The following is a 12,445-nucleotide window of genomic DNA, read 5'->3' as shown; positions in this document are numbered from 1 at the left end:
GATTCTGCAAACCGACTGCGTGTGGCGTCATGCGCCCTCCGTCAGGCGGAAAGTTGTGTCCAGCGTGCTGCCCTTACGCTGGACGGTGAAGCCGAAAGTTGCAACACCACCAGACAGCTCTCGTTCAAGTATAGCACTCAATGCACCAGTCGTCCCGATGGTCTCGCCCGTGGGGCGGTAGACCAGCAGCACGTCCCCGACCTGAAGGTCGGTCTCTGCCCCCGTTGGCACGGCCGCGACGACCGTGCGCGTGCCGGTCGGCGTCTCGACCATGTTGAAGGCCAGCCCGTTGGCCAACTGCAATTCGACGACGACCGCCAGGGCCTCCATCTTGCGGACGATATCGGCGCCGGGCGCCGCCTCATAGCCGATGATCGCCTTCAGCTCGGTCACCGTCGCCAGGTCCACGCCCTGCGCCAGCATCGCCGGCAGCGAGGCACCGTCCTGCACCGGCTGGCCGTTCACCTCGACGATCCGCTGGCCGGGCTGCATCCACAGGGGCGAACTGGGCAACACATCCGTCACCAGCGTCGGATCGGCCGGATCGGCCAGGAACGGCAGGCGCACGGCGCGGTACAGCGTAAAGGGCGCGTCGGCGGCCACGGTGGGCAGGGCCGCCACTTCGATCGCCTGGGGCTGCGACGCGGTGGGCTGGCGGGACAGGTCCATCGGCATCGACATGACGCCGGCCAGCAGCAGCATGGCCGCCGCCGAAAGCATCAGGATATCGCGCGGCGGACGACCAAAGCGGCGTGCGGCGGGGGCTGGCGCGACGGGGGCCGAAACGCCGCGCGGCGCGGGCTGGGCCGAGATCACGCGATCGACCGGGCGGGCCGCGACTTCAGGGAAGGGATCAGCAGTCGGCACCGGCACCGGGTCGACGACACGAAGCCCGGCCATGGCGTCAGCCGGAAGCACGGGCTGCGGCGTCCGCAGCGCCACGGCGGCCGTGGGTTCACGCAGCATCGCCTGCCATTCCGCGGCGCTTTGCAGCCGGTCGCGCGGGAAGATCGCCATTGCCTTGTCGATAGCCGCCAGAAAGGCCGGCGGATAGCCCTTGATCCGGCCGGCCAGCGGGCGATGCGGATCAGCCTCGCGGTTGGCGATGGCCGACAGCCGTTCCTGCGACGAACAGGGCGTTTCCGCAGTGATCAGGTGGTAAAAGCTGGCCGCGAGTGCGTAAAGGTCGCTGCAGGGCGCCTGCTTGCTGCCCGCGATATAGAATTCCTGTGGCGAGTAACCGTCCTTCACCACCCGCAGCCCCGACAGCGCCCGGCTTTTCCGGGTCATTTCCTTGCGCGAGGCGCCAAAGTCGATCAGCACCGGATTGCCGGTCGCACGGTCCAAGAGGATGTTGTCGGGCGAGATGTCGCGGTGCAAAAGCCCCTGCTCGTGGACATAGCCCACCGCGTCCAGCACCTTGCCCAGAATGCCGACGATTTCCTGCGGTTCCAGCCGGGCAATCTTGCCTTCGACCGTCTCCAGCAGATCGGGGCCCTGGATATAGTCCATCGCCATATAGGCGGTCTCGTTATCCTCAAAAACCTGGTGAACCTTGACGATATGGGGATGGTCCAGCCGTGCAAGGTTCTGCGCCTCTTGCAGGAACAGGTTCACGATCGACCGGTATTCCTCCTGGCGCTGGCGGCTGCGCGGGCCGACGGCATTGTCGATCCGGCGGCAGAAGCTGGCAGGAAAACATTCCTTCACCACGACCCGGCGAGAGAGCGAATCCTTTGCCACATAGGTGATGCCGAAACCGCCGCTGTTCAGGAAGGACTCGATCGTGAACTGACCGTAAAGGAGCTTTGTCCCCGGTTTCAGTTCGTCGGCGAAACGTTCCTCGCCGGTATCGTCGATCCTTGCAGCAGCCGATGTCATCATTTCACCTGGTAATACTTGCCCCACCAACCTTGGCCGGCATCCTCTCGTGATACCGGCGGAGTTGGGCCAAATCGTGATGCCAATTCGTTCCTTTTCCGCCACATTCCGCCGGACGGGCCGCGATCCTGCTGGGCGAACTTAGGTCGTGGCAGCTTGGATTTTCGCTGCATCGCCGGGGCCGGGCCGCGGTTCGCATCTTTGTTGCCGCCCGCTGAACAGTCCTGCGTGCCGCATCTGCCCAGCTTTTGCCACAAGGGCCGGTCAGGTCCGCCGTGGGGCGCGGGGCTGGTATCGGGGCCGATTCCCGGCCCGCCCGCTTGCCCTTTCCGCCCGCGCATGAGACGACGCTGCCATGGTCGAGATCTTCCTGAAAATCCTGCCGTTCTTCGCCGTGATCGGTCTGGGCTATGCGGCCGTCCGCACCCGGTTCTTCAGTGAAGAGGCGACGGTCTATCTCACCCGCTTCGTGTTTTACTTCGCGCTGTCGGCCATGCTGTTCGGCTTTGCCGCCAATCTTGACGTGGCCGCCATCCTGTCCTGGCCCTTGGTGCTGGCCTATCTTCTGGGCACGTCGGTCGTCTGGCTGCTGGTCGCGGCCGTCGCACTCTGGCGTGGAACCAACCGCGAAGAAGCGGTGTTCGAGGCGCATACCGGCGTTATCGGCAACGTGGGCTTTCTGGGCATCCCGATGCTGGCGCTGCTGCTGGGGCCGGATGCAGTGGGGCCGGTGCTTCTGGTGCTGGCGGTGGATCTGATCGTGTTCTCCTCGATCCTGACCATGTCGGTCACCGGCCTTCGCGCAGGGCGGGTCAGCGCGCAGACCTTCCGCATCCTGGCCGTGGGGTTGGCCAAGAACCCGATGATCGTCTCGACCGTCCTTGGCATTGCCTGGGGGACGACTGGCCTCGCGCTGCCCGGCCCGGTGAACGAGTTCATGTCCCTTCTTGGCGCGGCGGCAACGCCCTGCGCCCTGTTTGCCATCGGCGCCTCGCTGGCCGGTCGTTCGGCTGAACGGATGCAGGTCGCGGCCTGGCTTTCGACGGCGAAGCTGGTTCTGCACCCGGCGGCGGTGGCGGCGGCCTGCTGGGCCTTCGGGATCGGCGGCTATGCCGCAGGGGTCACGATTGCGGCAGCCGCCTTGCCTGTCGCCGGCAACGTCTTCATTCTGGCGCAGCACTACCGCGTTGCGCCGCAACGGGTTTCCACAGCGATCCTGCTGTCCACCGCGGCTTCGGTCCTGACGGTGACGGCGGTCATCGCCCTGATCGGCCAAGGGGGTTCACCATGAAAACCGTATCGGAAAATCGCGCCTTTGGTGGCGTCCAGGGGGTCTACACCCATCCCGCGCAGACGACTGGCTGCGACATGACCTTCGGCCTCTACCTGCCCGCGCAGGCCGAGGATGGGCCGGTCCCGCTTCTGTGGTTCCTGTCGGGGCTGACCTGCACGCATGAGAATGCGATGGTCAAGGCCGGCGCGCAGCGTTGGGCGGCCGAGGCCGGGATCGCGCTGGTGTTCCCCGACACCTCGCCGCGGGGCGAGGGCGTGGCGAACGACCCGGACTTTGCCATGGGCCAGGGCGCGGGCTTCTACGTCAATGCCACCCAGAAACCTTGGGCGCCGCATTTCCGCATGTGGGACTATGTGACGGACGAACTGCCGCGCCTTCTGTTCAACGCCTTCCCGCTGGCCGAAGAGGCGCAGGCGATCACCGGCCATTCGATGGGCGGTCATGGCGCGCTGACCATCGCGATGAGCTTTCCAGGTCGCTTCGCCAGCGTCTCGGCCTTCGCCCCGATCTGCAACCCGACGGCCAGCGACTGGGGCCGTCCGCAGCTTTCGGCCTATCTCGGCCCTGACGAGTCGTCCTGGGCGGCGCATGATGCCAGCCTGCTGATGCGGCGACGGGGATTTGACGGGCCGATGCTGGTGGATCAGGGAACGTCGGACCAGTTCCTCGACAAGTTGAAGCCCGAGACCCTGGCCGAGGCGATGACCGCCGCGCGGCAGGGGGGCACCTTCCGGATGCAGAAGGGCTATGATCACAGCTATTTCTTCGTTTCGACCTTCATGGAAGATCATGTCCAGTTTCATGCTTCGGCTCTGCTGGGCTAAGGCCCTTCTTCTTGCGCTGGTGCTGGCCCTGCCGGCACCAGGTGCGGCCGACACCGCGCAGACGGTGCTGGCCGGGGTGAACGCCGCGCGGGCCAAGGCGGGCTGCGCGCCGTTGCGGATCAACCCCAAGCTGACCGCCGCCGCAAAGGCCCATGCCCGCGCCATGGCCGAGCAGAACTTCTTCGGGCACACCGGCAAGGACGGCAGCAAGTTCTCGAACCGGATCAAGCGGCAGGGCTACAGCTATCGTGCCGCGGCCGAAAATATCGCGGCGGGGCAGAAGTCGGCCTCGCAGGTGCTGGGCAGCTGGCTGAAAAGCGCGGGCCACCGCAAGAACATCCTGAACTGCCGCCTGAAAGAGACGGGGATCGCCGTGATCTACCAACCCGACGACGCGCCGATCCGGGGGCAAAGCCAGCCGTTCCGCTATTACTGGGTCCAGGTCTTCGCGGCCCCGAAATGACGGTCTTCATCGATGCCGATGCCTGCCCGGTGAAGGCCGAGGCCGAGGCGGTCGCCACCCGGCACCGGGTGCGGATGGTGCTGGTCTCGAACGGGGGCATCCGGCCCTCGCAGAACCCGCTGGTCGAGAGTGTCTTTGTCTCGGCCGGGCCCGACGAGGCGGACAAATGGATCGCCGAGGCTTGCGGGCCGGGGGATGTGGTCGTCACATCGGACATCCCGCTGGCGGCCCGCTGTGTCGCGGCCGGGGCGCGGGTGGTGAAGCCGAACGGAGAGGAGCTGACCGCGGCCAACGTGGGGATGGCCCTGGCGACGCGGGACCTGATGGCCGACCTGCGGGCGGCCGATCCGTTCCGGCAGGGCGGGGGCCGGCCGTTCGGGAAGGCCGACCGCAGCCGGTTCCGTGACGTCCTTGACCGGGTGCTGCGGCAGGTGTCCACAGTGGACAAGTCGCGCTAACCTTTGAATATCAGGCACTTGGCGAAATCCGTTCAGGATTTCTTAACATTTGCCCGCAACCACACATGCAAATCTGTTGTCTGCGGCCCAGCCATGTGGTGTCTTGGCCCGCGCCCCCGATCTGGAGCCTTCCCGATGAAAAACCTGATGCTTGCGATCCTGGCGGTGTCCACCGCTTCCTTGGGTTTCTACGCCTACCAGGCCAGCCAGCAGGTCAACGGATTGCAGGCCGAACTGTCCGCCCGCGAAACCGCGCTGACCACGCTGGAAGGCGAGAAGGCCGCGCTTGAGGCCGAGCGCGTCGCCGTGGAAGACCGGGCGGATGCGCTGCAGGCCAAGGTTGACCAGCTGACGGCGGAGATCGAGACCCTTGCGGCCGAAGCGGCGCTTGCCGCCACCGACCCCACCACGCCAGCGACCGAACCGGCGCCCGTGGACCCTGCACCGGAGGCCGAGGAGGCCCCGACGGACGCGGCCCCCGCCGACCCTACCGCCGCCGACCCGACCGCCGCCGTCCCCGCCCCGACCGAGGCAACGCCGACCCCGGCGCCCTGACCGAACGCCCCCTGACCAACCCCACGGGCCGACTGCCTGCCCGCGACCCGTCCTGTCGCGGGCGGAACAGACAGGTCCAGCCGGCCCGGATCATCTGCCCCAATGGCACGTAATCAAGCCCTCGCCGGGGTGCTGTTCGCAGCAGGCGGCACGCTGATCTTTTCCGTCAACGACATGGCGATCAAGTTCCTGTCGGGCGGCTATGCGCTGCACCAGGTGATCCTGATCCGCGCCCTTGTCGCGATGACCTTCATCCTGTTCGTGGTCCATATGTCCGAGCGCGGCTGGTCGCAGATCGCCACCAGCCGGCCGGGCACGCATCTGTTGCGCGTGCTGATCGTCATGGTCTCGAACGTCACGTTCTTTGTCGGGCTGGCGGCGATGCCCTTGGCCGACGCGGTGGCGGTGGCCTATGTCAGCCCGATCGTCGTCACGCTGCTGTCCATCGTCGTCCTGGGCGAGAAGGTGGGGCCACGGCGCTGGGCGGCGATTGGTGTGGGGATGCTGGGCGTCGTCGTCATGCTGCGCCCCGGCGCGGGGGTGATCCAGCCGGCGGCGGTGCTGGTCCTGATCTCGGCCGTGCTTTACGCCAGCGGCAACCTGCTGGCACGGCACATGGGCGGGACGGAAAGCGCCATGACCCTGTCGTTCTATGTGCAGGCCGGGTTCATCGTGGTCAGCGTGGTCATGGGCCTGTGGGTCGGCGACGGGCATCTCGCGACCGATGACAAGCTGTGGGCCTTCCTGTTCCGCCCCTGGATCTGGCCGCCGCTGCACGACTGGCCGGTGTTCCTGGCCACGGGCCTGTCGGTGGGGATTGGCGGGCTTATGGTCACGCAGGCCTATCGCACCGCCGAAGCGGGCCTGATTGCGCCGTTCGAATATGTGGGGATGCCGATGGCGATCCTGTGGGGCGTGCTGGTCTTTGGCACCTTCCCGGATGCGACCGCCTGGGTCGGGATTGCGCTGATCTGCGGCGCGGGCCTTTATGTGATCTGGCGCGAAACGATGCGGAGGCAGGCGGATGCAGCCTGAGGCGGTGGTCTTTGACATCGGCAACGTGCTGGTGGGCTGGCATCCCGAGGCGTTCTATGACACCGAGATCGGCGAGGATCGCCGTCGTGCGCTGTTCGCTGCCGTTGACCTGCACGGGATGAACGAAAGCCTGGATGCGGGCGCCCTGTTTCGCGAAACGGTCTATGACTGGGCCGACCGGCACCCGGACTGGGCGGCCGAGGTGCGGATGTGGCACGACCGCTGGGCCGATCTGGCCAGCCCGCGGATCGAAGGCTCCATCGCCCTGCTGCGGGCCTTGCGGCGGAAGGGGGTGCCGGTCTTTGCGCTGACGAATTTCGGGCGCTATTCCTATGAGGCCGCGAAGGGCTGGCTGGAGTTTCTGGGCGAGTTCGACCGGGAATATGTCTCGGGCCGGCTGGGGGTGATGAAGCCAGACCCGGCGATCTATGCGCTGGTCGAGGCGGACAGCGGGATTGCGCCGGAGCGGTTGTTGTTCACCGACGACCGGGCGGACAACATCACTGCGGCGGCGCGGCGGGGCTGGCGCACGCATCAGTTCGAAAGCTGGCAAGGCTGGGCCCGGCGGCTGGTGGCCGAGGGGCTGTTGACGGAAGGGGAGGCTGGGCTGTGACCGAGATCGTAACGCGCGAGGCCGAGGCGCATCTGGATTGGCCGGGGCTCTTGGCCGCGCTGGAGGCCGGGCACCGGCTGCCCCGCGCCGGGATCAAGGACCTGTTCCTGCACCGGGGGGACGATACCCTTCTGGACCGGGCGGCCTGGATCGACGGGCTGGGGTCGCTGGTCAAGGTGGCATTGGTGCATCCCGGCAATGCCGCGCGTGGGTTGCCCACGGTCAACGGCGCGGTGACGCTGTTCGACGATGCGACGGGGGTTCTCTCGGCGATCGTGGATTTCCACCTGGTGACCAAGTGGAAAACGGCGGGGGATTCGCTTCTGTCGGCCAGCCGCCTGGCCCGGAAGGACAGCCGCAACATCCTGCTGGTGGGGGCGGGGACGGTGGCGCGGTCCATGGTCGAGGCCTATTCCAGCCTGTTCCCCGAGGCGCGTTTCACCGTCTGGAGCCGCAGCCGCGAAACGGCGGTGGCGATGGGCCTGCCGGTGGCCGAGGATCTGGAAGCGGCGGTCAAGGGCGCGGACATCATCTGCACCGCGACGATGGCGACCGCGCCGGTGGTCAGGGGCGAATGGTTGCAGCCGGGCCAGCATCTGGACCTGATCGGCGCGTTCAAGCCGGGGATGCGCGAGGTGGACGACCTTGCCCTGCAACGCGCGCGGCTGTTCGTGGACAGCCGGGCGACCACGATCCACCACATCGGCGAGATCATGGACCCCCTGGCCAGCGGCGCAATCACCGAGGCCGATATCCTGGCGGATTTCTACGACGACCCCGCGCTTTACGCGCGCGGGTCGCGGGACGAGATCACCATCGCCAAGAACGGCGGCGGGGCGCATCTGGACCTGATGACCGCCCGCTTCATTGCCGACCGCTGGAGCCGCCGCTAGAAGCGATGCTCCAGCGACAGGCTAAGCGCGGTGTCCTTGCGCGGGCCGACGCGGGTCACGTCCAGATCGGCGCCATAGCGGACCAGGCCGTCGTCGGACTGGTGCTGGACGCCCAGGCCAAAGGCGAGGCCGCAGTCCGACCAGTCCTCGACGCCTGAGACGCTTTCGCAGGTCAGGCCCGGGGCGATGCTTAACAGGGACGAAGCATCAGCCACCGGGCGGCCGTCCAGCGGCAGGATGAATTCGGGCTGGAAGGTCAGGGTGGCCAGCGTCACCTCGCCCGCGTCCAGCTGGAATGCGCCGCTGGTGCCATAGGCCGAGCCGGTCAGGTCCAGCGTGCCCAGCCACGTGCGGCCGACGGCAAGGCTTAGCTCGGGACGCAATTCCCAGCCGTCCATCGGCAGGACACCGGCAAGGGTCGCCCCGGCCTGCAGGCTGCGGGTCCGGTAGTCGGATTGCAGCGACAGGATGCCGTTCGACAGTTCAAGATCGTTCTGCCCGGCCGTGACACTGGCAAAGCCGCGCAGATACAGGTTCTCGTCCAGACGCTGCACGCCATAGGCGCCAAGCGACAGGCCCAGGGTCTGCAAGGGGCCGGTGAAGTCGCGGTCGATGTCGGCGCTTCCGACCTCCAGCCCCAGGAACCAGGCGGCCAGCGCGTCGTCCGAAAGGCGGCGCTCCCACGCCAGGGTGGTGTCGAGGCGGGCCGAGGTTGTGCCCTCGGCATCGCGGTTCAGGCTGAACTCGCCCCACAGAATGCGACGGGTGCCGTTGGCAAGGCCCGTCTCGGCCCCGAAACTGCCCATCGAGGACAGGGTGACGCCATCGGCCTGCAGGCTGCCCTGGAACGAGAGCGCACGGTCCACGCCGGGCACGCCAAGGGCCAGCCGGTCCTGCGCGGCCTTGACCGCTTTCCCGGTCGCGGCGATCCGGGCGCGGAGGTCACGGGCGGCCTGGTCGGTAATGATCTCGCGCACCAGATCGGCATTCGCCTCGAACTCGGTCACGGCCGACGCGGTGGTAACGACCAGCGGGGCCGAGGCGGCGTTGGCGTTGCCGAAACTATCGGTGGCGACACCGGCGGCCAGTGACAGCGTGACATCGCCGCCGGTTGGGGTGATCTGGGCCTGGTAGACCGTCGGCCCCCCGGTCAGCGCGCCGACCGTCGCGTTCTGCACGGTCACGTCGCCCGCGACAAACGCGGTGACGGGTTCGGAGAAGGTGATGGTCAACGGGAAAGTGCCGGTCTGCAGGCCCGTCGGGGCCGAAAGCGCGACCGTCGGCCCGACCGCGTCGATCAGGATGCCGGCGGTGGACGGGACATTGCGCAGCGTCAGGTCGATCGGGTTGCCGTCAATGTCAAGCGAGGGCCCGATGCCCAAATCAACAAGCGACACGATAGTGATGCCGTCCAGATCCTGCTCTCCCGACTGCACGGTATAAGAGTAGGCGAACGTTGTCGTGTCGCCGTTGAACTCGCCACTGAGAAAGGTTGGACGTATGGTGGTGTCCCCGATCAGAACCTCGGGACGGATATCGTCCCGATCAAGTACATCGCCGTCGAAGATAACCGTGAACTGCAGGTTCATGCCGGCGGTATAGTTGCCGTCCGCTGGAACCGCGACAGAGACGACTGCGGCGCCGACAGTATCCACCAGAATCCCGGCGGTGGATGGCACCCCGTTCAGCGCCAGGGTTGCAGCGTTGCCCACGGCGTCCTGGATGGTTGCCCCGTTCAACTCCAGCGCGGTCACCTGAATCCCGTCGGCGTCGTTGGCCCCGCTTTGGACGGTGTGCCGGAAGAAAAGCGCCGAGCTTCCCGAACCAGAGACATAGTCCGCGAATACGGTCTGGGTGCCGATGACCAGGGCCAGGCGCGGAGAACCGTTGACCACCGTCGCCTCGTTGAAGTTCACGGTGAAGTTCAGGTTCTGGCCAGCGGTATAGGTGCCGGTTGGTGGCACCGAGACAGAGACCACTGCCGGGGCGATGGTGTCTATCCAGAAGTCGACACCGGCCGAGAAGGCTGAGACGTTTGTGGCCTGGTCGATTGCACGGGCGCGCACCGAACCCCCAGCGACCGAAGAGGTGGGGGTCAAGCTCCATGAGCCATCTGCAGCCGCAGTGGTGAACCCGACGCTTGCATATCCGGACCCGGAATCGACCTGCGCCTGGACGGTCGCAAAAGGCTCGGTGGTCCCGGCGAAAGTGGGCGTGGCGGTGTTGAAGCTCTGACCGTTGAAGGGCGTGGTGATCGCAGGGGCTGGCGGGGCGGTAAGATCGATGTTGAAGGTAAAGCTGTTCGACGGCGGAGACTGGTTGCCAGCCGCATCCGCTGCAACGGCCGAGACCGTGTGCAGCCCCTCGGTCAGGGTGGTTGAAAAGGACCAGTTCCCGGCCAGATCGGCAGGTGTCGTGCCTGCCGTGCCGCCGTCGATCCGAACCGAGACAAGCGCCCCCGGTTCAGCCGTGCCGCCGGCCGTCACGAAGGCCAGACTGGTATAGATCGCAGTGGGTTGGGTCAGAACCGGGGCCGCCGGCGCGACGCGGTCGACCGGAGCGGCGGCGCTGGTGAAACCGCTGCCCAAGGCGTTTTCCGCATCATCGGCGATGCCGGTGCCCGATGCGTTCAAGGCCAGCCTTAGCGATCCTTCGCCGCTGATGGACGAGATGGTGACAACATACCGGTCGGCGGCTTCGGCCAGCACTGTGTCAACGGCGCCTGTAGCAGTGCCCGAGCCAATGATGGCGAAGTCATCCAGTGTGACGCCAGTCACCCCTTCGCCGAACGTCACCCGAAAGCTTTTCGTTGCGCTGGTCGGATTGGTTGGCTGCATCAGGTCGATCGAGGAAACCACAGGTGCCAGGCCGTCCACGACATAAGCGGCATTGGCGCTAAGCGATCCCGGCGCGCCGGGCGATGGCAGGGTCAGAAATGCCGGGTTGCCGAAGGGATCGTTGATCGTCCCGCCATTCAGGACCAGAGAGTTGCTGGACGCATAGCTGAGGTCGCTGGCAAGATCGCCGGACCGCGTGTCATAGACAAAGGTGATCGAACGCGGGCCGCTTGCGGCAAAAAGCGCCGGAAAGCCGGTTTGCATGATGACCTGCGGCGCGCCCGTCACGAAGATTTCGCTGTCGAATTCGACCGTGAAGGCCACGAAATCTCCCAACCCATAGGTGCCATCCGGCGTCACAGGGTTGACCGAGGTGACGAATTGCGCGTTTGCACTGGGCGCGAGGCCAAAGAGGGCAAGGCCGAAGACCAGGCCGCGAAGGGCCAGCCGGGCTGATTTGAGCCCGCGTTGCATTGCCATCGAAAACGTCATCAGCGCACCCCTTTAAATCCCGGCGAACCTTATCGATCCGGTCGATGGCAAGAACCGAAAAACCCGAAGTGGCCAATAAAGATTGGAATATGTGGCAAATTGATCGGGGCTGTGCCGGAAGGGCCGGCCCAAGGCGTGCCGCCCCCTGTCGCAGCCCTGTGATCTTGCCGTCGCGGGGCTGTCATTCGGCCATGCTAGCGCCGGTTCAGCCGAAACCTGAACAGGACGCCCCTTCCATGAAGCACCTTTTCGTCACTGGCCTTCTGGCCGCCGGTCTTGCTGCCACGCCGCTGGCTGCCCAGGATACCATCCGTTTCGCCGTCACCGACATCGACGGGATGGAAGCGATGCAGCGCGAGATGGGGCCGTTCAAGACGGCGTTCGAGGCCGCCTCGGGCCTGAAGGTGGAGTTCTTCCCGGTCTCCGGCCGCACCGTCGCGGTCGAGGCGATGGCCGCCGATCAGGTGGATTTCGTGCTGACCGGCCCCGCGGAATATGTGGTGTTCAACGCCCGGCTTGACGCCCAGCCGGTGGTGACCTGGGTGCGGCCGGACTATTACTCGACCGTCGTCGTGCTGGACGAAGGTCCGATCAAGGCGCCGGCTGACCTGAAGGGGCAGATGGTCTCGTTCGGCGAGATCGGCTCGACCTCGCAGCATCTGGGGCCGGTGGATTTGCTGGCGATGGCGGGCCTGTCCTATGCGGTGGACTATCAGCCGGTGTTCCTGAACCGCAATGTCGCGGTCGAGGCGCTGATCGCAGGCGAAATCGCCGGGATCGGCCTGAACCGTACGCATATCGACAGCATCACCGAGAAATTCCCGGACCAGAAGTTCCGCGTGCTGGTGAAGGGCGAGCAACTGCCGGATGACATCCTGCTGGCGTCGTCCAAGGTCGCGCCCGAGGTGGTCGAGACTGTTCGCCAGACCTTTGCCGACCATGGCGCCGACATCCTGGCCGCGCTGACCAGCACCGAGGAAAACGCCAAGTACATCGGCGGCCGGTTCAATCCGACCGTGACCGATGCCGACTATGACGTGGTGCGCACGATGTTCCGCAACATCGGCATCACCGAGTTCACCACCTTCGTCGGCGAGTGA

Annotated in this window: 11 protein-coding genes; 9 read left to right on the top strand and 2 right to left on the bottom strand. The window is 66.3% G+C overall.

All coding sequences use genetic code 11. The annotated features are described in order from the left end of the window. Positions 1 to 27: 27 nt before the first annotated feature. Positions 28 to 1,881 (bottom strand): protein kinase domain-containing protein, encoded by a 1,854-nt coding sequence (locus CXR42_RS08740; RefSeq protein WP_180996009.1) that lies wholly within the window; start codon positions 1,879 to 1,881, stop codon positions 28 to 30. A 355-nt stretch (positions 1,882 to 2,236) separates the two neighbouring features. Here CXR42_RS08740 and CXR42_RS08735 point away from each other — a divergent pair, with 355 nt between their 5' ends. The 8 genes from CXR42_RS08735 (at position 2,237) to CXR42_RS08700 (ending at position 8,016) form a co-directional block, all read left to right on the top strand. After that, positions 2,237 to 3,172, top strand: coding sequence for an AEC family transporter (locus tag CXR42_RS08735; protein ID WP_103257170.1), 936 nt, complete (start codon positions 2,237 to 2,239; stop codon positions 3,170 to 3,172). After that, positions 3,169 to 3,999: an S-formylglutathione hydrolase gene (fghA, locus tag CXR42_RS08730; protein WP_103257169.1), complete on the top strand. Its 831-nt coding sequence runs from the start codon at positions 3,169 to 3,171 to the stop codon at positions 3,997 to 3,999. The genes CXR42_RS08735 and fghA overlap by 4 nt, the downstream gene beginning before the upstream one ends. Continuing rightward, complete coding sequence (locus tag CXR42_RS08725) at positions 3,965 to 4,462, top strand: CAP domain-containing protein (RefSeq protein ID WP_219727941.1); 498 nt, start codon at positions 3,965 to 3,967, stop codon at positions 4,460 to 4,462. Before fghA ends, CXR42_RS08725 begins: the two co-directional genes overlap by 35 nt. Beyond that, the gene (locus CXR42_RS08720; protein WP_103257167.1) at positions 4,459 to 4,920 is read left to right on the top strand and encodes a YaiI/YqxD family protein; all 462 of its coding nucleotides are present in this window, start codon (positions 4,459 to 4,461) and stop codon (positions 4,918 to 4,920) included. Before CXR42_RS08725 ends, CXR42_RS08720 begins: the two co-directional genes overlap by 4 nt. A 135-nt stretch (positions 4,921 to 5,055) precedes the next feature. Then, positions 5,056 to 5,475, top strand: coding sequence for a hypothetical protein (locus CXR42_RS08715; protein WP_103257166.1), 420 nt, complete (start codon positions 5,056 to 5,058; stop codon positions 5,473 to 5,475). Between the two features lie 102 nt (positions 5,476 to 5,577). Beyond that, positions 5,578 to 6,510 carry a DMT family transporter gene (locus CXR42_RS08710; protein WP_103257165.1) on the top strand — a complete coding sequence of 311 codons (933 nt, stop codon included), beginning with the start codon at positions 5,578 to 5,580 and terminating at the stop codon, positions 6,508 to 6,510. Then, complete coding sequence (locus CXR42_RS08705) at positions 6,500 to 7,123, top strand: HAD family hydrolase (RefSeq protein WP_103257164.1); 624 nt, start codon at positions 6,500 to 6,502, stop codon at positions 7,121 to 7,123. The genes CXR42_RS08710 and CXR42_RS08705 overlap by 11 nt, the downstream gene beginning before the upstream one ends. Then, on the top strand, positions 7,120 to 8,016 hold the full coding sequence (locus tag CXR42_RS08700; RefSeq protein ID WP_103257163.1) for an ornithine cyclodeaminase family protein: 897 nt from the start codon (positions 7,120 to 7,122) through the stop codon (positions 8,014 to 8,016). The genes CXR42_RS08705 and CXR42_RS08700 overlap by 4 nt, the downstream gene beginning before the upstream one ends. Here CXR42_RS08700 and CXR42_RS08695 read toward each other — a convergent pair. After that, positions 8,013 to 11,345 (bottom strand): Ig-like domain-containing protein, encoded by a 3,333-nt coding sequence (locus CXR42_RS08695; RefSeq protein ID WP_103257162.1) that lies wholly within the window; start codon positions 11,343 to 11,345, stop codon positions 8,013 to 8,015. The two genes, CXR42_RS08700 and CXR42_RS08695, sit on opposite strands and share 4 nt — an antisense overlap. 236 nt (positions 11,346 to 11,581) lie before the next feature. Between CXR42_RS08695 and CXR42_RS08690 the strand changes: the two genes are divergently transcribed. Next, positions 11,582 to 12,445, top strand: coding sequence for a PhnD/SsuA/transferrin family substrate-binding protein (locus tag CXR42_RS08690; protein WP_180996008.1), 864 nt, complete (start codon positions 11,582 to 11,584; stop codon positions 12,443 to 12,445).

Origin of the sequence: Tabrizicola aquatica (genome assembly GCF_002900975.1) — a bacterium.
Classification (GTDB): Bacteria; Pseudomonadota; Alphaproteobacteria; order Rhodobacterales; family Rhodobacteraceae; genus Tabrizicola; species Tabrizicola aquatica.
This window is presented reverse-complemented; position numbering and strand designations above follow the sequence as displayed.

Excerpts from the sequence above, each read along its gene's own strand:
- CXR42_RS08740 (WP_180996009.1), bottom strand. The coding sequence starts at position 1,881 with ATGACATCGGCTGCTGCAAGGATCGACGATACCGGCGAGGAACGTTTC.
- CXR42_RS08735 (WP_103257170.1), top strand. The coding sequence starts at position 2,237 with ATGGTCGAGATCTTCCTGAAAATCCTGCCGTTCTTCGCCGTGATCGGT.
- fghA (WP_103257169.1), top strand. The coding sequence starts at position 3,169 with ATGAAAACCGTATCGGAAAATCGCGCCTTTGGTGGCGTCCAGGGGGTC.
- CXR42_RS08725 (WP_219727941.1), top strand. The coding sequence starts at position 3,965 with ATGTCCAGTTTCATGCTTCGGCTCTGCTGGGCTAAGGCCCTTCTTCTT.
- CXR42_RS08720 (WP_103257167.1), top strand. The coding sequence starts at position 4,459 with ATGACGGTCTTCATCGATGCCGATGCCTGCCCGGTGAAGGCCGAGGCC.
- CXR42_RS08715 (WP_103257166.1), top strand. The coding sequence starts at position 5,056 with ATGAAAAACCTGATGCTTGCGATCCTGGCGGTGTCCACCGCTTCCTTG.
- CXR42_RS08710 (WP_103257165.1), top strand. The coding sequence starts at position 5,578 with ATGGCACGTAATCAAGCCCTCGCCGGGGTGCTGTTCGCAGCAGGCGGC.
- CXR42_RS08705 (WP_103257164.1), top strand. The coding sequence starts at position 6,500 with ATGCAGCCTGAGGCGGTGGTCTTTGACATCGGCAACGTGCTGGTGGGC.
- CXR42_RS08695 (WP_103257162.1), bottom strand. The coding sequence starts at position 11,345 with ATGACGTTTTCGATGGCAATGCAACGCGGGCTCAAATCAGCCCGGCTG.
- CXR42_RS08690 (WP_180996008.1), top strand. The coding sequence starts at position 11,582 with ATGAAGCACCTTTTCGTCACTGGCCTTCTGGCCGCCGGTCTTGCTGCC.